Here is a 20,267-nt window from a genome sequence, read left to right as displayed (position 1 = left end):
CTGCCAATTCGATTTAAATGCCGCGCACCCCGGCAAGGAGTCGAGAACTACGGGCGGCGCACCTTGAGGACGCGCCAACGAGGCGATTCTGCGACAATCTACATCTAAAGGAGACTGCGGTGCCTCCCACCTACGTGCTTGCGCGTGACCATCTACAGCGAGCCGCCACCATTCTGCAGGGGGCGGACCAGCGATCGCGTCAATTGCGTCACATCATTGAACGTACCATCGGGTTGATGGAAGAAATCCGCCCCGAACAGGCCAAGCCGGTCAGCAACGTTCTGGAACTGAACGATTATCGGCATTTGCGGCAATAGTGACTTACGCCCGGCCTGACAGCCGGGCGTTTTGCATGGCGCGGAGAGCGGCGCGTTGCAGTTTATCCACACAATCTGCTTTTGGGTGCTGGACAGGTCGGAATCGCTTTGGTAGAGAGGCGCCACTTCGGTGCCGGAGCTCTTCAAAAAGCTTCCCGGGTGCATAGCTCAGATGGTAGAGCAGCTGACTCTTAATCAGCGGGTCCAAGGTTCGAGCCCTTGTGCACCCACCAAAGTCCCTCCAAAATTCCTGATCAGATTGAACTCACTTCGGTGAGCGGGAACTGATTGGTTTCCGGCCTCAGGCCGGATTGCCAATTGTTCATCCATTGGAATTGGGCCGGATAGGTTCGGTTTCGTATGTCCTGCCTGACCCACCAATAACGCTATTTGGTGGCAAGTGTCTGACGGCCCCATCAGGAAGGAACCGCCCATGTCGCATCACCACGACGATCATCATGACCATGACCTGGGCTTTGCCCATGATCTGCCCAAAATGCTTGGCCGCCGCCGCCTGTTGGCCCTGATGGGTGGTGCGGGGCTGGTTGGCCTGACAGGCGGCGCGGCGGCGGCTCTCGAATGCGTTGCTTTGCCCTGGGAAACCGCCGGCCCCTATCCGGCCGATGGTAGCAATGTGAAAGATGGCCAGGTGGTCAATGCGCTGACCGAACAGGGCGTTATCCGCCAGGACCTGCGTGGCTCCTTCGGCACGCTGACCCCGGTCGCCGACGGACTGCAGCTCGACATCGAACTGACGCTGGTCAATGCCGATGGTTGCACGCCGCTCGAGGGCTATGCGATCTATCTCTGGCATTGCGACGCCACCGGCAATTATTCGCTCTATGATGTCACCGAGGCGAACTATCTGCGTGGCGTTGGCGTAGCCGATGCCGAAGGCAAGGTGCGTTTCACCACCATCGTTCCTGGCTGCTACGATGGTCGCTGGCCACATATGCACTTTGAGATTTTCGAGAGCGTCGAGGCGGCCGTCAGCGGGGACGCATCGCTGCTGACTGCGCAGATTGCTTTGCCGGAGGCGGAAAGCGCGGCCGTTTACGCCGCCGATGCCCGCTATTCCAATGGCACGCAGAACCTCGGTCGCATCACCATTGCGACTGACAATGTCTTTAACGACAACACCGCCGACCAGATCGCCCAGCAGACCTTGGCGCTGACCGGTGACCCGCAGGCGGGCTATGCCGGCGCCATCACCATTCCGGTCGACCTGACAGCCGAACGCAGTAGTGGCAGCATGATGGCGCCCCCTGAGGGCATGGGGGCTCCCGGCGGCGCGCCCCCCGAAGGCTTTGGCGGCGAACCGCCCGCCCTGCCGTCCAATGGCTAGTCGAGATTGCGGGGTGGCCACTGGCCGCCCTGTTACTTTCAGAGGCGTATTTCTGTCGCCAAGCTGTCGGATGGGCGCCAAATCCCCTTCAATTCTTGAACTTTCGTCGGGTTGAAGGCCTTGCCCCCTTGATGTGCACGCCGCGTGGCAGTAGCAGCGTGGCACTTCTCCGTGGTTTCCCCGCAAGGACACATCATGTTCGGTATCGACCCGAGTTTCTTTTCGTCACTTCTCCAGGTCATCATGATTGACCTTGTCCTGGCCGGAGACAATGCCGTCGTGATCGGTCTTGCCGCTGCCGGACTTGCCCCCGAGCTGCGGCGTCGCGCCATTCTTATCGGTATTCTGGCCGCGACCGGCCTGCGCATCGGCTTTGCGCTTATCACCACCCAGCTGCTCTCGCTTGGCGGCGGCCTGCTGATCGCCGGCGGTATCCTTCTGCTCTGGGTGTGTTGGAAGATGTACCGCGAGCTCACGGTCTCCCAGGAAGAAGAGGAAGAGGCGACTGAAGCCCTTTCGGACGCCGACTATAACGCCGATGGCAGCGTGGCCGGCAGAGCGCCGAAAAAGTCCCTTCGCCAGGCAGTCATCCAGATCATCATCGCCGACGTCTCGATGTCGCTCGACAATGTGCTGGCCGTGGCTGGTGCAGCGCAGCACCACACCGAAGCCCTGATCTTTGGCCTGGCCCTGTCCGTGGTCCTGATGGGTGTGGCGGCAACTTTCATTGCCCGCCTCCTGCATCGCTTCCGCTGGATTGCCTGGGTCGGCTTGGTCATCATCCTGTTCGTGGCCCTGCGCATGACGCTCGAAGGGCTGGGCGCGTTTGTCGATATCCCGGCCATTCCGCTGCTCTATACGCCGCATGAGCTGGGCGCTGCTGCCGCGCACTGACGCCTAACGGTGACGCCAATCACGCCAATGGCGTGATTGGCCTTCGGGACAGTTCGAATTTTGGTAACCAAGGCGGCAGGTTTGCTGCATTTGTCTGGCGGGGATAGGGATTTGCTCACCTCGCGGGGCTAGCTTTCGGCTGAATGTATCAAGCCGGAAGCGCCGCCATGTCCGCCACCGTTGGAATGACCCTGGATCAAACGCAACCTTTGTCGCGGACCGCGGATCGCGTTGAGGCGCCAACGCTTGTGTCGCGAAAAGTCGACGGACACGAATGGGATGCGGTGATCTCCGGGTTCGATTGCATCTGCCAGGAACAATTGTTCGCCTTCGCCTCGATCCGCTGGCCGGGCGTTGCGCCAGAACCGCGCCTGTTCGAGCGCAAGGGCCGGATTGTTGGTGGCGCGCTGGTGATGGTGCAGCAACTGCCGCTCGGGCTCGCCCAGATCGCAATTGTCAAATGGGGCCCGATGCTGGCCGATGTCCGTGCGACAGATGCGCCGGCTGTCTATGCTGGCATGGTCGAGGCGCTGATCGCCGAATATGCGGATCAGCGCGGCATGATGCTGTCTGTACTGCCGCACGCCAGTGTGCTGGATCATAACAGCGAATATCAGGCTTTGCGGGCGCGTGGCTTCAAGCGCGGCGCGCTGTTGCGATTCCCCGACCGCTATCTGGTCAATCTGCGCTTGAGCGACGAGGCGCAGCGCAAGAGCTTTGACCAGACCTGGCGGCGGCAGCTCAACAAGGCGGACAAGTCGGACCTTGTGTTTGAACATGCCGGGCCCGAGCGGCTGGACGATTTCAATACCCTCTATGCGGCGATGAGCGACCGCAAGCAGTTCGCAGACTATTCGGCCTTCGACACGCTCGATGCCTTGATGGCTATGGACGAACAGCTTCGGCCCGAGCTTTTCTTCGTGCGTCATGAGGGCGAACTGGTCGCCGGGGCGCTGATCTTTAAGGCAGGAAACCGGGCGGTTTATCTCTATGGCGCCACCAATGAGAAAGCGCTGCCGCTTCGCGCCGGCTATTTCATGCATTGGCATATCATTCGCTGGCTGCGCGATCACACGCGCGCCAATTGGTATGACCTGGGCGGCACGGATGGTTTCCAGGGGCTGCATCAGTTCAAGAAGGGCATGGTGGGCGATGCCGGCTTGATCCGGCCCGTTCCGCCGGTTGCCAATTATGCCTCCCGGCCATTGGCCTATGCCTTCGGGGCAGGGGCCTTTGCAGCGCGCGAACTCTTCGGTGAGTTGCGCCGTCGCGTCGAAATGCTGCGTCCTTCCCGTGCCCGGGCCGATCAGGCGCCGTCGCCCGTGTCTGCGGAATTCCAATGAGCCTGGCGCGGCGGCTGGCGTCGCAATCCACTGTCATCTTTGGCGGGCGCCTGTTTGGCGCTGGTCTCATCTTTCTGGTGCAGGCCTTTATCGCGCGCGTCTGGGGCGCAGCCATTCTGGGCGATTATCTCATCGTCATTGCGGCAGTGAACCTGATCGCCGTCGGCATGCCTCTCGGCTTCCAGACGATCGGCGCCTATTTCGCTGCTGAATACCGTGCCCGTGGCGACCGGCGCCAACTCATTGCCTTTGTCACGCGGGCCTATGGCCATGTCGCGCTGGTTTTCCTGGCGCTATTGCTGTTCGGTGCATGGCTATTGAATGTGCTGGGCCTGGGTGAAAACGTCGTCGCGATCTATTTCGTGCCGGTGGCGATGCTCGCCCTCGCCACGGCGCTTGTCTATGTCAATGGGACCGTGCTGATAGGGCTGAAGCGCCCCTTCGCCGGCTTTTTTGCCGATGGCATCTTCCGCCCGATGATGATGCTGGCAACGGTGCTCGGCTGCGCCGCGGTGATGAACTCGCCGGCTGAGGCCTTCGGCGCCATGCTCTGGATCACCGCCTTTGGCTATGTGGCCATTGCGCTGGTGCATCTGGGCTTCGTGATCGCCACATTGCCGCGCGTTGCTGATACAACCGAGGCCCGATCAGCCGAGGCACCCCGCTGGTGGCGGTTTGCTGCCCCCTGGGTGCTGATTACCCTTGCTACCGATTTCTTCTTCGACATCGATCTGCTGCTGCTGGCCAACCTGCTTGATCGCGAAGAACTGGCGATCTTCGGGGTCTGTACGCGAATCTTCGCGCTTGTCTCGTTTGGTGTCGCCGCTGTCTATGCAGTCATCTTGCCGGACATGTTCGAAAGCGAAGCCAATGCGGATCGCGCCGCCTTCAACCGCAAGGTGGGCGAGGCCAATGTTGCGGCGAGCGTGGTTTCGCTCGGGCTGTTCGTGGTGGTGTTGATCGGGGCCCCCTTCGCCCTGCTGCTGTTCGGCCCCGAATTCACCGCGGGCGCTTTGCCGCTGACGATCCTTTGCCTGGGCCTGGTGGTGCGTTCCGCCATGGGCCCCGCCTCCATGGTGCTTTCCATTCACGACCGCCCATGGGCCAGCCTGCCGGCCGTGCTGCTGGGCATGGGGACCCTGGCGCTGGGCAATGTGCTGCTCGTGCCGTCCTTCCACCTTGTCGGCGCGGCCATGGCGGCGATCATTGCCATTTCAGTTTGGTCGGTGGTGCTGTGGCTGGTCGCGCTCCGTACGGCGGGGATCGATGTGTCGATCCTGCACTGGTTCCGGGCGCGACGGGCACCGGCTGCTGCGGAGTAGGCCTCAGGCGCCAACAAGCCCTTTGAGCCGGTTCTTGATCCGGCCCAGCCGGCCCACATAGCCACTGTCATAGTCGACATCGGGCCGCTCATAGAATTTCTCGATCAGCAGGTAATCCTGCCCGAAGATGTGCTGCTCGAGCAGCGCCGTTTCCTTGTAGCCGTAACGCTTGAGCAGCATGCGGGCGACCTCGTTGTCGGGCCGCACGAAAGTATAGGCCTTGTGAAAGCGTGTGTTGTCCCAATGCGCGTCGAATTCGCGCATGCCGAACATGCCCAGCTTGGTCTGGCGATGGCTAGGGAAGACCCAGCTCCAATAGCGGAACAACGATCCGCATTCCGGGCCAGACACCATGGCGCCACCCGGCACGCCATCGGCGCACATCAGCATGATGTGCCAGGGGTCGATGGCCATGAGGCCCTTGAGAAACGGCTTGTTGAGCCGTCCGGCCTCGTGTTGCTTGAAGCGATCATTGTAGTGCGGCGACTGCACGATGACATCGCTCAGCTCGCGATGGACGAGGTCGATATCCGCATGGGTGGCGGCGCGAATGGTCATTTCGGCCATGGGCAGCTCCTGATGGCGGCCGGTCCGACACGCGGCCTTTGGCGAAAGACTATCCTATGGGGGTTAATGTCCGGTGCCGTGCCGGTTCGGCATAGACCCATGCCGGGAAAACCAAAGAGTCGCGGGTGCAAGGCCTTGCCGCCATGGGGGCGCGTCATTAGAACGGTTCCTGGGAGAGATAAGGGAGGATGACGATGAGCGACCAGCTCTTAATCCAGCCAAGCGCGGCCGCGATCGCGCGCACCCACACCACGGCCGAGCAATATGACGCGCTCTATCAGCGCTCGATCACGGACCCCGACGGGTTTTGGGCCGAGCAGGCCAAGCGTCTCGACTGGGTGAAATTTCCCACCAAGATCAAGAACACCACGTTCGAATATCCCGATGTCTCGATCAAATGGTTCGAGGATGGGGTGCTCAACGTTGCCGCCAACTGCATCGACCGGCACCTGGCCGAGCATGGTGACGATATCGCCATCATCTGGGAACCCGACAATCCCAATGACCAGGCCGAGTATATTTCCTATCGCACGCTGCACGAAAAGGTCTGCCGCTGCGCCAATGTGTTGAAGTCACTGGGCGTGAAGAAGGGCGATCGCGTCACCATCTACCTGCCCATGATCCCGCAGGCGGCCTATGCCATGCTGGCCTGCGCCCGTATTGGCGCGGTGCATTCGGTGGTTTTTGGCGGGTTTTCGCCCGACTCACTGGCCGGCCGCATCAATGACTGCGACTCTGCCGTGGTCATCACCGCCGACGAAGGTCGCCGCGGCGGCAAGACAGTGCCGCTCAAGGCCAATGTCGACAAGGCGCTGGAAGACTGCCCGGGCGTGCAGAAGGTGCTGGTGGTCCACAATACCGGCGCAGACGTTGCCATGAAGGGCAGCCGCGATGTCTGGTGGCATGAGGCCGCCGCAGGCGTCGAGCCGTTCAACGATCCCGAGCCGATGAATGCGGAAGATCCGCTGTTCGTCCTCTACACGTCGGGCTCCACCGGCAAGCCCAAGGGCGTGCTGCATACGACCGGCGGCTACCTCACCTACACCTCGCTGACCCATGAATTGAGCTTCGACTACAAGCGTGGCGAAGTGTTCTGGTGCACGGCCGACGTGGGTTGGATCACGGGTCACAGCTATATCGTCTATGGGCCGCTGGCCAATGGCGCGACCACGGTGATGTTCGAGGGCATTCCCTCCTGGCCCGATGCCAGCCGCTTCTGGCAGGTGGTGGAGCGCCACAAGGTCAATATCTTCCACACCGCCCCCACCGCGATTCGTTCGCTGATGGGCGCCGGCCCTGAATATGTCGAAAAGTACGACATGCCCTCGCTGCGCCTCCTGGGCACGGTGGGTGAGCCGATCAATCCGGAAGCCTGGATGTGGTACTACAACAAGGTTGGCAAGGGACGCTGCGAGATCGTTGATGCCTGGTGGCAGACCGAAACCGGCGGCCATATGATCGCCCCGTTCCCCGGTGCCATTGCCACCAAGCCGGGTTCGGCGACCAAGCCGTTCTTTGGCATCATTCCCGAGGTGCTCTCGCCCGAGGGCAAGGTTCAGGAACAGACCAAGGCGGAAGGCGTCCTGGTCATCAAGGACAGCTGGCCCAGCCAGGCGCGCACCATCTGGGGCGACCATGGCCGGTTCGTCTCGACCTATTTCGAGACCTACAAGGGCAATTACTTTACCGGCGACGGCTGCCGCCGCGACGAGGATGGCTATTACTGGATCACGGGCCGCGTCGATGACGTGCTCAATGTGTCCGGTCACCGCCTCGGCACGGCCGAGGTGGAAAGCGCGCTGGTGGCCCATCCCAAGGTGTCTGAAGCGGCCGTTGTCGGCTTCCCGCACGACATCAAGGGGCAGGGCATCTATTGCTATGTAACCCTGATGGCCGGCGAGACCAGCAGCGACGATCTGCGAGTCGAACTGCGCAATTGGGTGCGCAAGGAAATCGGGCCGATTGCTTCGCCCGACTTCATCCAGTGGGCGCCGGGCTTGCCCAAGACCCGTTCGGGAAAGATCATGCGCCGCATTCTGCGCAAGGTCGCCGAGAACGATTTTGGTGCGCTGGGCGATACGTCCACGCTGGCCGATCCCACGGTGGTCGACGACCTGATCGCGAACCGGCAGAACAAGCCGGCCTGATCGATTGACATTGGGCGGGGGCCAACAGGTCCCCGCTCTCCTCTTTGTTCTTGAAGCGCTTCTCTTGATGGCGGTCGCCGCTACGCCTTGATCGGGCGCGGGACCATTGTCTTGCCGCCATTTGCTGGGCAAGGTGCCGGTCCCGATTCACAGTCAGGTGGCCAGGTTTGCTGCGTTCCTTTCTCGCCCTCTTTGCCCTCATTGCCCTGTCGACCGCCGCATCGGCTGCCACGCTCGAGCAGATGGCCGGACAAATGATCATCGTCGGTTTCGAGGGCGATGGCACCAATGACGCCGGTGTCGGCGCGATCACCCAGGACCTTGCTGCCGGGCGGCTGGGCGGGGTGATGTATCTCAAGAAGAACGTCTCCAATCTTGCCACCGTGCGCGAGATGAACACCATGTTCCGCGCCGCCGCGCCCGATCTGCCGCCGTTCATCACGCTTGACCAGGAAGGCGGGGCAGTCGAGCGGCTGACCAAGGACGTTGGCTTTACCGAAATTCCCAATGCGGCGAGTGTTGCGGCGCGCAACGCGCCAGATGAGGCCGAGGCGATTTACGCCCGCATGGCCAAGGCCATTGCTGCGGAGGGCTTTTCGGTCAATTTCGGCCCGGTGGCTGATCTCAATACCAATCCCGAAAACCAGATCATCGCCCGCTTCGGCCGATCGTTTTCCGCCGACCCTGAGACCGTGATTGCCTATGATGCAGCCTTCATCAAGGCGCATCGGGCGGCGGGTCTGGTCACTGCGCTCAAGCATTTTCCCGGCCACGGCTCGTCCACTGCCGACAGTCACGAGGGCTTTGTTGATATAACCCGCAGCTGGTCGGAGGATGAACTGAAGCCCTATCGCGCCCTCATCGGCGCCGGTATGGCCGACATGGTGATGGTCGGTCATCTCTACCATGCCGACTATGCCGATGGGGACGGCGAGACCCCATCATCGCTGTCGCAGCGATGGATCGAGGGCGTTCTGCGCCAGGAGCTGGGGTTTGACGGGGTTGTCATCAGCGACGATCTCGAAATGGGCGCCATTCGCGATCATTTCAGCCTTGAAGAAACGGTGACGGGGGCGGTGCGCGCCGGCATGGATATCCTGCTGTTTTCCAATACCGCCGACTATCGCCCCGGGCTTCCGGCGGAGGTGCTGGCGATCCTTCTGGCCGAAGCGGCAGCCGATCCCGCCTTTGCCGCGCGCATTGAACAGAGTTATGCGCGCATCGTGGCGCTGAAAGCCCGGCTGGATTGATGCGGCTTTCCCCGGCTTTCTCCGCGTTGTTGTTTCCAGCGTCACTCTTGGTCGTTAAGATGAACGCCTGTGACCTGGAGACCCGAAGCTGATGTCGGAAGACCGCGAGATCCGGCGCGTTCGGGCGCTGTTCCTGTCGGATGTGCATCTGGGCATGAAGCCTATCCGTACGGCCCAGCTCATTGATTTCCTGAGCCAGCACGACGCCGAGACCATCTACCTGGTGGGCGACATTCTCGATGGCTGGCGCCTGGCCAAGCAGTGGCACTGGCCGGTGCAATACAATGCGTTGATCCAGCTCATGCTCGACAAGGCCGCCGCCGGTACGCGGATCGTCTATTTGCCGGGCAACCACGACGAATTCCTGCGCGAATATCTTGGCACCTATTTCGGTGAGATCGAACTTGTCGACCGCACCATCCACACCTCGGCGACGGGCAAGACCTATCTCGTCATCCATGGCGATCAGTTCGACGTGGTTGTGATGAATGCCAAGTGGCTGGCCCATGTGGGGGACTGGGCCTATAACGCCGCGCTGCGTGTCAACATTGCCATCAACTGGGTACGCCGTCGCATCGGCCTGCAATATTGGTCGCTCAGCGCCTGGGCCAAGCAGAAGGTGAAGAACGCCGTTTCAGTGATCGGGCGCTTCGAGGAAGCACTGGTGCACGAGGCCAAGGAATCAGGCGTCGATGGCGTCATTTGCGGCCATATCCACTTTGCCGACATTCATGATCGCCTGGGCATTCAATACATCAATACCGGCGACTGGGTGGAGAGCTGCACGGCCATTGTCGAGAATCATGATGGTGCGTTCGAGCTGATCAAATGGACCGAAATGGTCACCGGCGAGGCCCGGAAAACGAAATTGCGCCGCGCCCCGGGGCAGTAAGCCCGTCAATTGATCGTCACTGAGCCGTCACGCGACCGACGCGGAAGGCGGTCACCATTAAGGCAATGCGAGAAATCGTGGTGCCGCAATGGACCTCAATCCCAGCCTTGCCAGCCGTCGTATCCTAATCGTCACTGACGCGTGGCGACCTCAGATCAACGGCGTGGTGCGGACCCTTGAAAGCCTCGCCGGTCAGTTGCGCAGCTGGGGGCATGAGGTCAGTTTCCTCACCCCCGAACCATTCTGGACTGTGCCGGTACCCACCTATCCCGAAATCCGGCTGTCGCTGGTGACGCGGCGGACGGTCTATCTGCAGATGGCACGGGCGCGGGCGCATCACATCCACATTGCCACCGAAGGGCCACTGGGGCTGTTGGCACGGGGCTATTGCCTCGAACGCGGCAAGGCCTTCACCACCAGTTTTCACACCCGCTTCCCTGAGTATGCCGCGGCACGGCTGCCGGTGCCTGAAGAGTGGAGCTATGGCTATCTGCGCTGGTTCCATGATCCGGCCGCCGCGACCATGGTGCCCACGCCGTCCTTGCGTAGCGAGTTGGCGGCGCATGGGTTTTCCCATCTCAGCCTGTGGGGCAGGGGCGTGGACGGCGCCCGTTTCCATCCCGGTCCCAAGACCATGTTCACCGACCTGCCAGGGCCGCATCTGCTCTATGTGGGCCGGGTTTCGGCGGAGAAAAATGTCGCGGCGTTTCTCGCGCTCAATATTGCAGGCACCAAGATCGTCGTGGGCGACGGTCCAGACCGGGCGCATCTGCAGCGGGCCTATCCGCAGGTGAAGTTCGTGGGCTATCTGCATGGCGAGGACCTGGCCGCCGCCTACCGCAGCGCCGATGTCTTTGTCTTTCCCAGCCGCACCGACACCTTTGGAAATGTAATCACCGAGGCGCTGGCCTCGGGCACGCCGGTGGCGGCCTATCCGGTCACCGGTCCGCGGGACATTTTGACCGATCCGCGCGCCGGCACTTTGTCGGATGATCTGGAGCAGGCGGTGCGCCATTCGCTGCTGCTGGAGCGTGCGCATGCCAGGTCGCTGGGCGAGCAGTTCACCTGGTCTGCCAGTGCCCTGCAATTCTTCTCCGCCCTGGTCCCTGCGACAGTAAGGCAGCACCGCCTGGCAAAAGCAGTCTAGCGACCAGAAAGGCCCTTGCCTCGGGCGAGCATCCGAGTCAGTGGAGGACACGCGGCGCTTATTTCTCGCGCCCGGAGTTCTTTCAATGGCATCGGCCCTCTCGCGCTTGGATTCTCCCGAGCTGCGCGCTTCCATTTATCAGTTCACCGTCTATCTGCCGGGCGGCGTTGCCTCGGTGTTCCTGGGTATATGGCTAAGCGAACATGGCATTCCCGCCGACCAGATCGGGATCATCAATGCGCTGCCGACGCTGGCGCTGCTCTTGCTCAACATCATCGTGGGCCGTGTTGCGGACAAGGCCGATGACTGGCGCACAGCACTGATCTTTATTTCCATTGCCTCTGCGCTGGCGCCGCTGCCGCTGTTCTTCGTCTCCGAGTTCTGGGGCATTCTGTTGGTCTGGGCGCTGTGCGGCACCACCAATGGCCTGGTCGCGCCGGTGATCGACGCGGCCACTGTGCGCATGACGCGGCGCAATGGCACCGATTTCGGGGTTATCCGGGCCTGGGCAACCGTGGGCTATGTCGTCGGCGCGGGCGGGCTGGGGTTGTTTCTCAATATGCTCGGATCGGCCGCCTTCGTCTGGCTCTATGTGGCCATGGTGGTGGCGCGGGCTTTCCTCGCGTTCCTCCTGCCGCGGTTCCGGGCGCCCGCTCCGCAGGTGACGCTTGCAGCGACTGCACCCGAGGCTGTGGCGGCGCCGAGCCGCCTGCGCGATGCGCTGCAGCCCTGGTTCGTGCTGCCGCTGCTGGCCTTCGCACTGGTCAACTCCTCCAATGCCATCATTGGCAGCTTCGGGGCGTTGCTTTGGCATGAGAACGGCATACCGAGCTATTTCCTGGGGCCGCTGCTGGGGTTTGCCGCAGTGGGTGAAGCGGTGCTGATGTTCGTCTGGCGCCGGTTTGGCGGTCGGGTCACAGCTCGCAACATGATCCTTGTCGGTGCTCTTGCCGGGGTCCTGCGCTTCACCATCATGGCCTTCAATCCGCCGGTGGAAGTGCTGTTTGCCACGCAGTTGCTGCACGCCTTCAGCTTCGGCATGGGCTACTTCGGGGTCGTCCACTTCATTGCCAACTGGACCAATGAGGCCAATGCGGCCGAGGCGCAGGGTTTTGCCAATATGCTCAGCATGGCAGCGGCGATGACGGCACTGATCCTGTTCGGCGTGCTGGTGGAATTCTTCGGCGCCTACGCGTTCTTCTATTCTTCGATCACCTCGCTGCTGGCTGTTGGCTGCGTGTTGTGGTCGCTGAAGATGCGGCCGCCCAAGTCGTTGGCGGGATAACCGCTCTCTCACACTGCTTTCTGGACACGTTTGCCGTGCGCCCCCTTGCGCATGACAAAATTCGCCCTATAGTGAACCAGATGGTTCACTATAATCAAACTCGCTTCGACGCCTCCTTTGCCGCGCTGTCCGACGCCACACGTCGCGGCGTGCTGGAGCGGTTGGGACGGTCGGATGCGACGGTCACGGACCTGGCCGAGACGTTCGACATGACCCTCACCGGCATGAAGAAGCATGTCGATGTCCTGGTGCGTGCCGGCCTGGTCACCACGGAAAAGGTGGGGCGCGTGCGAACCTGCAAGCTTGGCCTGAGCCGGCTGGAAGAAGAAATGGCCTGGATAGACCGCTATCGCCAGCTTTGGACCGCGCGTTTTGACGCGTTGGATCTGGTTATCGAAGATTTGAAACACAAGGAGAAAACCGATGGACGAAGCCAAGGTGGGTGAACCCAAACCGGCCAAAATAGCCACGGATGTGAATCGGCATTCTGAGCGGGAACTGGTCATCACCAGAACCTTCGACGGCCCGGCGCATCTGGTTTTCGAGGCTTGGACCACGCCCGAATTGCTGATGCGCTGGTGGACGCCGAAATCCTTCGGCATCACCTTTATCTCCTGCGAGGCCGACGTGCGCACCGGGGGCAGCTACCGCTTCGTCTTCGGTCATCCCGATTTCGACCAGCCCATGGCCTTTTTTGGCAAGTATATCGAGGTGGTGCCGAACGAGAAAATCGTCTGGACGAATGAAGAGGGCGATGAGGGCTCCGTGACCAGCGTCACGCTCTCGGAAAAGGACGGCAAGACCTACCTTGTCCTATCTGACCTCTATCCGTCCAAGGATGCTCTGGACGCGGCACTCGCATCGGGCAGCACGGGCGCCTATCCCGAGCAGTTCGAGGCCCTAGACGACCTCCTGGCCGAGATTGTTTCAGGCACCGCGGGGTAAATGGCAGGGCCGTCAACGCTCGTGGGCTGACGCTCGGAAGTGGATGGTCCCAGCTTCGGCATCGCTGCTTGCCTGGCAGGGCAACACAATTGAAAAGGCCCCGGATCGCTCCGGGGCCTTTTTGTATTCACTGCCCGGTGGATCAGGCCAGCCGGCCGCTCGCATGGGCGAGGGTGGTGTAGACCTTGCCCTTGTCGGAGAGCAGGTATTCGCGGGTTTCGGCGGCTGGATTGGGGCCGGCTGCGGCGCGCTTCAGCAGTTGCTCGAATTCGCTCATATAGGCCTGGGCGGTGCGGGCGAATTCGGCGTCGCGCTGGATGCGCTTGCGGACTTCGTCATAGGTGCCCTGGCCGGTGAGCGTATAGATGCGGCGGGTGAAGACATTGCTTTCGCCGGACTGGTAGCGCGCCCAGGCTTCGCCCAGCGCTGCATCGTCGATGGAGCGGGCAATCTCTTCGCTGAGGCCGGAGAGGGCCTGTGGCGGTTGTCCACCGGCCTGTTTGGCCGAAGCATTGCGCAGCACGTCACGCAGCCAACCACCGCCTTCGGCTTCCGTCGCCTGACGCGGTGCGGCGGCAGGAGCAGGAGCGGCCGCGGGAATGGGCGCAGGGGCAGGAGCCGGCTGTTCGATCACAGCCGCACTGCGGATGGGATCAACCAGGGTCTGGCGAGGCGGTTCAGGGCGATAGGTTTCGCGCACGGGCTCGGGCTGACGCATCGGCTCGGGCTGGCGCGGCTGGTAGGTTGGTGCCTCGACGGCGCGCGGCGCGCGCTGCGGCGCCCGGCGGTCGGTGAGATCGTGGCTGGCCGGCTGTGAGCGCACAATGGCGTTGAGCTCGCTGAGGGCCTCGATCTGCTCGGCAACGACGCGGCGCATCGCAGCAGCGCTGGCGCGGGTTTCCTCGGGCAGCTCGTTGACGCCGCGCGCCAGTTCGGCACGGGTGGATTCGAGTTCGCTGCCCACTTCGCGGGCGGTTTCGCGCATGGCCTGGGCCGTGTCGGCGAAGCGCTGGGTGGCTTCCTCGATGGCACGCTGCATTTCGGTGACCATGCGCTGCTGGGCATCCTGCAGGGCCTGGTTGGCACGGCGGCCTTCGGCGTCGGCGGTTTGGTGGAACTCGCCCAGCTTGCCGGTGACTTCGCCCGAAGTTTCGTCGAGCGCCCGACGCAGCTGGCCGGTATTCGAGGCAATGGCATTGCGCACCGAGCTCGTGGATTCCGAAATGGTGTCGGCCAGCGAGCTGGTGGTCGAGGTGAGCACGTCGGTGACGCTGCCGGCGGTGGAAGACAGCACCTCGCTGACGCGGTTGGCATTGTCTTCGAGGGCGGCATTGACCTGGCCGGCCTGTTCGGAAAGCGCCATGCGCACCGTGGAGGAGGTCTGGTTGAGGGCGGCGGCCGCGGCCTCGGCGGCGCGCTGCACGGCATTGTCCATCTGCGAGACATTGGTGCTGAGCGCAGTGGTGAAGCGCTCATTGGTGGAATAGAGCGCGTCGTTGACGCTGTTGGCATTCTGTTCGAGCGCCTGGGTAACGCTGCCAATGTTCTGTTCCAGGGCCTGCTGGACCGTGGTCGAGGTCTGGGTAAGCGCTTCGTCCATGGCCCGGCGGGCGCCGATCAGGCGGCGCTCGGTATCGTTGACCGTATCGGCAATCGACTGGGCGAAGAGCCGCATGCGGCCATCGATATCGTCAGCGCGGGCCGCAAAGCTCTGGGCCAGGGCGTCCATGGCGCCGCGACGATCCTCGAGGTTTTCAAGCGCATTGGAGCTGCTGGCATCGAGCGTCTGAGCGGCCAGGGTAAGGCCGTTGGCCTCGGTGTCGAGCCGGCCGAGCATGGACGAGAACTGCTGGACCATGCCGGCAATGGTGGCCTGCAGGGCACCCACATGCTGGGTGACCATGGTGCCGGCCTGTTCGGTTTGGCCCAGGGCCTCGCGCATGGTGTTCGAGTAATTGGCCGTCTGCTGGGCAACGCTGGATTCAAGGCTCGCCAGATTGGTGGTCGAGGCGTCAAGCACGCGCTGCAGCAGCAGGTTGGAGTCGTTGAGCTTGTTGAGGGCGTTGGTGACATCGCCCAGGATGCGCGAGGTCGAGACCGACATGATCTCTTCGGCTTCTCGGGCGTTTTCGCCAAGGGCGTCGCGCAGCAGGTTGCCATGGCTGGCCAGGGCGTTTTCGAGCTGGGCTGATTTTTCGGTGACCAGATTGGCGAACTGGCCGGTGTGCTGTTCCACCGAGCGATTGATCGCGTCGAGGCGCGTTTCGATGGCGTCTGCGGCGTTGACGGCGCGCACCGATACCAGCTGGTCGATATTGGTGGCAGCCAGGCGGATCTGCTCGAGGGCGCCGCGCACGGCGGTATCCATGCGATTGGCGGTGTTTTCCACGTCGGCGGAAATCGCGCCGGTGGCCGCGGTGATGCGGGTGGCGATGGTCTCTTCGATCCGGTCTGCCCCGGCTTCGAGGTCAGCCATGGACTGGGTGATCGAGGTGCTGATCGAGGCGTTGAGCGCGGCGAGGCGCTCGGCGGTGATGTCGGCGCGGGCGGTGATCGCCTCGGGCAGGGTGCCCAGGCGCTGGTCGACCATGTCGGCAATTGCCTTGCGGGCGGAATTAACGCCGGATTCGATGAGTTCGGCAGCCTGGCGGGCACTTTCGCCAACGGTGACGCTGGCGCTTTCAATGCGGGCGGCAACACCGGCTTCGGCGTCGGAAATACGGGCAATGGCGCTATCGAGGCCGGCGCCCAGCGTTTCGTTGACGTCGCTGACCTTGCTGTTGACGCGGGTCGCCATGTCGGTGAGCCGGGTTTCCATGGTGGCCGTGACGTCGCGCAGCGAGCCATCGATACTGGCGCGGGCCTTTGCACTGTGCTCGTCAAGCGTGTCGGCCAGTTCGCTGGTGTGCAGGCTGATCGTCTCGCCCATCGAAGATGTGTGCGTGGCCAGGGTGTCGGACAGTGCCTGGGTGCGCCCGGCCAGCGCCTCGGACAGCTGCTGGGTGCGGTTGTTGACCGCGCTGGCCATTTCCTGGGTCCGCTCGTTGAGCGTCGATATTAGCGTGCCAGTGCGTTCGTCGATCTGGTTGGCGAAGTCGCCAGTGCGGGTTTCCAGTTCAAGCGAAAGCGCGTTGGTGCGCTCGGAAATGGTGCCGGCGAGGGCCTGGGTCCGCTCGTCGAGCTTGGAGACCAGCGTGCCGGTACGTTCGTCGATCTGGTTGGCGAAGTCGCCGGTACGGGTTTCCAGTTCGAGCGAAAGGGCGTTGGTGCGCTCGGAAATGGTCTCGCTCAGAACGCTGGTGCGCTCGGAGATGGTTTCGGCCATGCGCTGGGTGCGACCGGCAATGGCCTGGTCGAAGGTCTGCGTACCGGTCCTGAGCGTCTCGCCCAGTTCCTGCGAGCGCATGCGGATGGCTTCGTCCAGCTTGGCGCCGCCGCCCGTAAGGGTTTCCTGCAATTCGCCGGTGCGTGACAGGATGGCCTCGCTCACTTCAAGCGCGCGGCTGGACAGCACTTCGTCGAGCTTGCTTGTGCGGGCGTCGAGCGCCTCGCTGAGGCTCTCGGCGCGGCCATCGAGCGTGTCGGAGATTTCCTGGCTGCGATTGGTGATGGTTTCGGTGATCGCCTTGGTCTTGGCGCCGATGACGTCGCTCATTTCACGGGTGCGCTCGGCGACGATGTCGTTGAAGCGACCGGATTCCTCGTTAAGCGCCATTTCGAGCACATTGGCGCGGGCGGCGAAGCTCACGCCCTGCTTGTCGAGGCGCTGCACCAGGTCGTCGCCCTTGTCGCCGATGACATTGTCGAGGGCATGGAGCTTGTCGTCGAGCAATCCGGTGATTTCGGTCAGGCGTTGGTCGAACAGGCTGAGCGAATCCTGCCCGGCGGTGGAGAGCGTCAGGCGCGCACGCTCGGACGTGTCGTCGAGGGCGCCATTGATCTCGATGATCGCCGACTGCAAGCGGCTGTCGAGCGCATTGAGCTGGATCGACACGGATTCGTCGAGCTGGCGCGAAAGGGTGGCGAGCAGGAATTCGGCTTCCGACGTGCGGCTCGAAATGTCGCCTGAAACACGGGCGCCGATGGATTCGAGCGCTTCGCTGACTTCAAGGCCACGGTCGCGCAGCAGGTCCACGAGAGTGGTGCCGCCATCGCTGAGCAGGTTTGCCAGCGAGGCGGTGCGGTCCTCGATGGCCGAGGACAGGGCCAGCGTGTGGGTTTCGAGCGAGCCGCTGATGGTGGCCGCGCGGCTGTCGAGCGCCTGGGTCAGGTCCGCCATACGGCTATCGATGGCCGACGTGATTTCGAGCGTACGGTTCTCGAAATTCCGGGCGGTACTGGCCGCGTGATCGTCAAAGCCGAGCGCGAGGCGGCTGGAGCTGTCATCGAGCGCGGACAGGAAGTCAGTGGTGCGGTTGTCCACCAGGCCGACGAATTCATCGGCTCGTTCAGAGAAACCGGTGGTCAGCGTATTGCCAGCGGTTTCGAGTGCGCGCGTCAGGTTGCCGCCGCTTTCCACGATGGTTCCGGCGATGCGCTGGCTGATCATGTCGAGGTCAAACACCAGGCCCGTGTGGCTCTCGGTGATGGCCTCGCGGACGCGCTCGGTATTGGTCAGTACACTTTCGCGCTGGCTGGCGAGTTCGGCGATCAGCGCACGCATGCGCGATTCATTGTCCGAATAGGTGCGTTCGAGCGCGGTGACCTCGTTGTGGATCATCACTTCGAGTTCGCCGGCGCGGCTGAGGGCGCGTTCCAGCCCATCGCCGAGCGCATTGACTTCGCGGCGCACGGCCTGGCCCACGGAGGCGACCTTGTCGGCGGCAGTGACTTCAGGTTCGGCAAGGCGAATGGCGGCCTGGGTGATGGACGAGGCGGCGTTGCGCAGGTCGGCAGCACGGCGGAACAGGGTTGCCACGGCAAACAGGCCCAGCACCGGGACCAGCATGATCGCAAGAATGGCAATGAACTCGATCGACCCCACGAAGGTGCTGAAGTCGGCCATCTGGGTGCCAAAGCGCATCCAGGCGATGGTGCCCACGGCGGCAATCCAGAGCGTGGACAGCAGCAGTGCCAGCCAGGTGGGGGCGGAGGATGAGCGGCCCTGGAGGCTATAGAGAAGCTTTGAAGTCGAGACGCGGTCGTCGTTGGCGACCGAACTTGCCTGCTGGGCGATGCGGTCCGCAGCGCGCAGGCGCTCGGAGCGCGCCGGGTCCGGCTTGCGTTCCTGCTTCTTTTCCTGGGGCGCCTGGGACGGTGGGTCCAGATTGAACACGGAATCCTTGAGGGCATCCTCTACAGCCGAGAAGGCCAAAGCGGCCGGATCGTTCTGGGGGGTCGGATTCTTCGCCATACTCTTTACTACTCTCGCGTCGGCACTGCAGCTACACGGCGGACTTTACGAGCAGTCATAGGGGATTGGCCCTTTCTGGGCCTGTCGCCAAACCGGAACAATTCGATGCAATTGCCCCGTATCGTCCCCCCAACCCTCGCCGCCGCGCGCTGGTTCAAAGCTCATTCATACATTCAATTTTATGCAAACCGAACGGTTTCTTACTCAAAGGTTAATTTTCGGGTGGGAAACGTTAAGGAATGGAACCGTAAACAAAGGCGAAGATGTGGCTTAATCCCCTGTTCACGCCCGGCGATCTAACTTGTACCCAGGGGCCCTCGGTTTTGGGCTCCGGTTGAGTTAGGAGCAGCCAGAATGGCGCAGAGAGCACTTGTTGAAGACGCGCTTCCCGAAGCCCAGAAACGGTCCATGCGGCCCGTGGATCTGGTCCACCTGGCCAAGCAGTGCCTGGGTGACGAGCATCTGGAACTTGAAATCCTGCGCCTGTTCGACAGCACGCTGGCGACCTATTTCGGGCGTTTGAAACTAGCGACCAGCTTTGATGATCTCGCCATCAACCTCCATTCCATCAAGGGTGCCTCTGCCGGCGTTGGCGCCTGGGGTGTTGCCGACCTGGCCGCAGCGCTTGAAAAAGACCTCAAGGACGGCCGGCCCCTCAAGAGCGAACACATCGATGACCTGGGCATGGCCATTGAGGAAGTGCGCGACTTTGTCGCCCGCATGCTGGCCAACGAAGAAGACTGATCGGCCTGCAACGCTTTGCCTGAGATGACCTGACGATCACGCCAGGTTCAGGCACTTTCCCCGATTAATCGGCCATTAAGCATAATACCCGACACTTCCAGTCAAGCGCTGGAGGTTGTTATGCGTAGATTGTTGCTGAGTACCGCTCTTGTTCTTGCGGCTTCGCCGGCCCTGGCTGCCGACTATTTCTTTTCTGACCCGCCACCCATGTACGATTCCTACGACCAGCAGGGTTGGTCGGGCCAATATCTCGGCGCCACTCTTGGCGGCCAGAGCACCCGCATTGAATTGCCGGCCGGTGGCGTGCTTGAGGGATATGGTCTCATCGGGGGCATTTTTGCCGGTGTGAACTACGAGCAGGATTCCATCGTCTATGGCGCCGAAGCCGACGTCGAATGGAACAGCTTTGACCAGGCTGCCGCCTGTTCCAGCCCCGCCTGGTATTGCAGCGTGCAGGGCTCGCTTCGTGCCCGCCTGGGCTATGCTGTCGACAATTTCCATGTCTATGGCACCGCCGGTATCGCCGCTGCGACGGTGGGTGGCTATGGATGGACCGCAGGTCTCGGCGCGGAAGTGGCTTTCAGCGACGCGTGGTTTGGCCGCGCCGAATACCGCTATACCGCGCTGGGTGCTGCCAACGCCTGGTACGATCAGACCGAAAACGGCGTCATTGCCCACGCCGTCCGTGCTGGTGTCGGCTACCGCTTCTGACAATG

The 20,267-nt window shown here is 62.4% G+C and carries 16 protein-coding genes and 1 tRNA gene; 14 read left to right on the top strand and 3 right to left on the bottom strand.

The annotated features are described in order from the left end of the window. Positions 1-152 precede the first annotated feature (152 nt). Positions 153-305: a hypothetical protein gene (locus NIM87_RS08650; RefSeq protein ID WP_254674253.1), complete on the bottom strand. Its 153-nt coding sequence runs from the start codon at positions 303-305 to the stop codon at positions 153-155. 169 nt (positions 306-474) lie between these two features. On the opposite strand from NIM87_RS08650, the gene NIM87_RS08645 reads away from it, so the two are divergent. The 5 genes from NIM87_RS08645 to NIM87_RS08625 all read left to right on the top strand — a co-directional run bounded on the left by NIM87_RS08645 (position 475) and on the right by NIM87_RS08625 (position 5,221). After that, positions 475-550: transfer RNA gene (locus tag NIM87_RS08645), tRNA-Lys, on the top strand. Between the two features lie 200 nt (positions 551-750). Continuing rightward, a complete protein-coding gene (locus NIM87_RS08640) occupies positions 751-1,662 on the top strand; it encodes a dioxygenase family protein (protein WP_254674252.1) in 912 nt (303 codons plus the stop codon). 195 nt (positions 1,663-1,857) lie between these two features. Beyond that, a complete protein-coding gene (locus NIM87_RS08635; RefSeq protein WP_254674251.1) occupies positions 1,858-2,556 on the top strand; it encodes a YjbE family putative metal transport protein in 699 nt (232 codons plus the stop codon). 167 nt (positions 2,557-2,723) lie between these two features. Continuing rightward, positions 2,724-3,899 (top strand): lipid II:glycine glycyltransferase FemX, encoded by a 1,176-nt coding sequence (locus tag NIM87_RS08630; protein WP_254674250.1) that lies wholly within the window; start codon positions 2,724-2,726, stop codon positions 3,897-3,899. After that, positions 3,896-5,221: a lipopolysaccharide biosynthesis protein gene (locus NIM87_RS08625; protein ID WP_254674249.1), complete on the top strand. Its 1,326-nt coding sequence runs from the start codon at positions 3,896-3,898 to the stop codon at positions 5,219-5,221. Before NIM87_RS08630 ends, NIM87_RS08625 begins: the two co-directional genes overlap by 4 nt. 3 nt (positions 5,222-5,224) lie before the next feature. On the opposite strand, the gene NIM87_RS08620 is transcribed toward NIM87_RS08625, so the two are convergent. After that, on the bottom strand, positions 5,225-5,788 hold the full coding sequence (locus tag NIM87_RS08620) for a hypothetical protein (RefSeq protein WP_254674248.1): 564 nt from the start codon (positions 5,786-5,788) through the stop codon (positions 5,225-5,227). A 194-nt stretch (positions 5,789-5,982) separates the two neighbouring features. Between NIM87_RS08620 and acs the strand changes: the two genes are divergently transcribed. From acs to NIM87_RS08585, 7 genes are all read left to right on the top strand, one after another. Beyond that, complete coding sequence (acs, locus tag NIM87_RS08615; protein WP_254674247.1) at positions 5,983-7,935, top strand: acetate--CoA ligase; 1,953 nt, start codon at positions 5,983-5,985, stop codon at positions 7,933-7,935. A 167-nt stretch (positions 7,936-8,102) separates the two neighbouring features. Further along, a complete protein-coding gene (locus tag NIM87_RS08610) occupies positions 8,103-9,185 on the top strand; it encodes a glycoside hydrolase family 3 protein (protein ID WP_254674246.1) in 1,083 nt (360 codons plus the stop codon). 91 nt (positions 9,186-9,276) lie between these two features. After that, the gene (locus tag NIM87_RS08605) at positions 9,277-10,077 is read left to right on the top strand and encodes a UDP-2,3-diacylglucosamine diphosphatase (RefSeq protein ID WP_254674245.1); all 801 of its coding nucleotides are present in this window, start codon (positions 9,277-9,279) and stop codon (positions 10,075-10,077) included. 88 nt (positions 10,078-10,165) lie between these two features. Beyond that, complete coding sequence (locus NIM87_RS08600) at positions 10,166-11,224, top strand: glycosyltransferase family 4 protein (protein WP_254674244.1); 1,059 nt, start codon at positions 10,166-10,168, stop codon at positions 11,222-11,224. A gap of 85 nt (positions 11,225-11,309) precedes the next feature. Next, entirely contained in the window at positions 11,310-12,509 is a 1,200-nt protein-coding gene (locus NIM87_RS08595) for an MFS transporter (RefSeq protein WP_254674243.1), read from the top strand. 80 nt (positions 12,510-12,589) lie between these two features. After that, positions 12,590-12,955, top strand: coding sequence for an ArsR/SmtB family transcription factor (locus NIM87_RS08590; RefSeq protein ID WP_254674792.1), 366 nt, complete (start codon positions 12,590-12,592; stop codon positions 12,953-12,955). Then, complete coding sequence (locus tag NIM87_RS08585) at positions 12,933-13,454, top strand: SRPBCC family protein (protein ID WP_254674242.1); 522 nt, start codon at positions 12,933-12,935, stop codon at positions 13,452-13,454. Before NIM87_RS08590 ends, NIM87_RS08585 begins: the two co-directional genes overlap by 23 nt. Positions 13,455-13,596: 142 nt before the next feature. Here the strand turns inward: NIM87_RS08585 and NIM87_RS08580 are convergent, their stop codons facing one another. Continuing rightward, positions 13,597-18,807 carry an apolipoprotein A-IV repeat region-like domain-containing protein gene (locus NIM87_RS08580; protein WP_254674241.1) on the bottom strand — a complete coding sequence of 1,737 codons (5,211 nt, stop codon included), beginning with the start codon at positions 18,805-18,807 and terminating at the stop codon, positions 13,597-13,599. 354 nt (positions 18,808-19,161) lie between these two features. Between NIM87_RS08580 and NIM87_RS08575 the strand changes: the two genes are divergently transcribed. Together NIM87_RS08575 and NIM87_RS08570 are read left to right on the top strand one after the other, a co-directional pair. After that, positions 19,162-19,551, top strand: coding sequence for an Hpt domain-containing protein (locus NIM87_RS08575; RefSeq protein WP_254674240.1), 390 nt, complete (start codon positions 19,162-19,164; stop codon positions 19,549-19,551). A gap of 120 nt (positions 19,552-19,671) precedes the next feature. Next, complete coding sequence (locus tag NIM87_RS08570; protein WP_254674239.1) at positions 19,672-20,262, top strand: outer membrane protein; 591 nt, start codon at positions 19,672-19,674, stop codon at positions 20,260-20,262. Positions 20,263-20,267 lie beyond the last annotated feature (5 nt).

The sequence above is a fragment of the Devosia ureilytica genome, assembly GCF_024273195.1.
Taxonomy (GTDB): Bacteria; Pseudomonadota; Alphaproteobacteria; order Rhizobiales; family Devosiaceae; genus Devosia; species Devosia ureilytica.
This window is presented reverse-complemented; position numbering and strand designations above follow the sequence as displayed.

Coding starts and splice junctions, on each gene's coding strand:
- NIM87_RS08620 (WP_254674248.1), bottom strand. CDS start 5,788: ATGGCCGAAATGACCATTCGCGCCGCCACCCATGCGGATATCGACCTC.
- NIM87_RS08605 (WP_254674245.1), top strand. CDS start 9,277: ATGTCGGAAGACCGCGAGATCCGGCGCGTTCGGGCGCTGTTCCTGTCG.
- NIM87_RS08630 (WP_254674250.1), top strand. CDS start 2,724: ATGTCCGCCACCGTTGGAATGACCCTGGATCAAACGCAACCTTTGTCG.
- NIM87_RS08625 (WP_254674249.1), top strand. CDS start 3,896: ATGAGCCTGGCGCGGCGGCTGGCGTCGCAATCCACTGTCATCTTTGGC.
- NIM87_RS08575 (WP_254674240.1), top strand. CDS start 19,162: ATGGCGCAGAGAGCACTTGTTGAAGACGCGCTTCCCGAAGCCCAGAAA.
- NIM87_RS08590 (WP_254674792.1), top strand. CDS start 12,590: ATGGTTCACTATAATCAAACTCGCTTCGACGCCTCCTTTGCCGCGCTG.
- NIM87_RS08650 (WP_254674253.1), bottom strand. CDS start 305: ATGCCGATAATCGTTCAGTTCCAGAACGTTGCTGACCGGCTTGGCCTG.
- acs (WP_254674247.1), top strand. CDS start 5,983: ATGAGCGACCAGCTCTTAATCCAGCCAAGCGCGGCCGCGATCGCGCGC.
- NIM87_RS08595 (WP_254674243.1), top strand. CDS start 11,310: ATGGCATCGGCCCTCTCGCGCTTGGATTCTCCCGAGCTGCGCGCTTCC.
- NIM87_RS08635 (WP_254674251.1), top strand. CDS start 1,858: ATGTTCGGTATCGACCCGAGTTTCTTTTCGTCACTTCTCCAGGTCATC.
- NIM87_RS08585 (WP_254674242.1), top strand. CDS start 12,933: ATGGACGAAGCCAAGGTGGGTGAACCCAAACCGGCCAAAATAGCCACG.
- NIM87_RS08570 (WP_254674239.1), top strand. CDS start 19,672: ATGCGTAGATTGTTGCTGAGTACCGCTCTTGTTCTTGCGGCTTCGCCG.
- NIM87_RS08580 (WP_254674241.1), bottom strand. CDS start 18,807: ATGGCGAAGAATCCGACCCCCCAGAACGATCCGGCCGCTTTGGCCTTC.
- NIM87_RS08640 (WP_254674252.1), top strand. CDS start 751: ATGTCGCATCACCACGACGATCATCATGACCATGACCTGGGCTTTGCC.
- NIM87_RS08600 (WP_254674244.1), top strand. CDS start 10,166: ATGGACCTCAATCCCAGCCTTGCCAGCCGTCGTATCCTAATCGTCACT.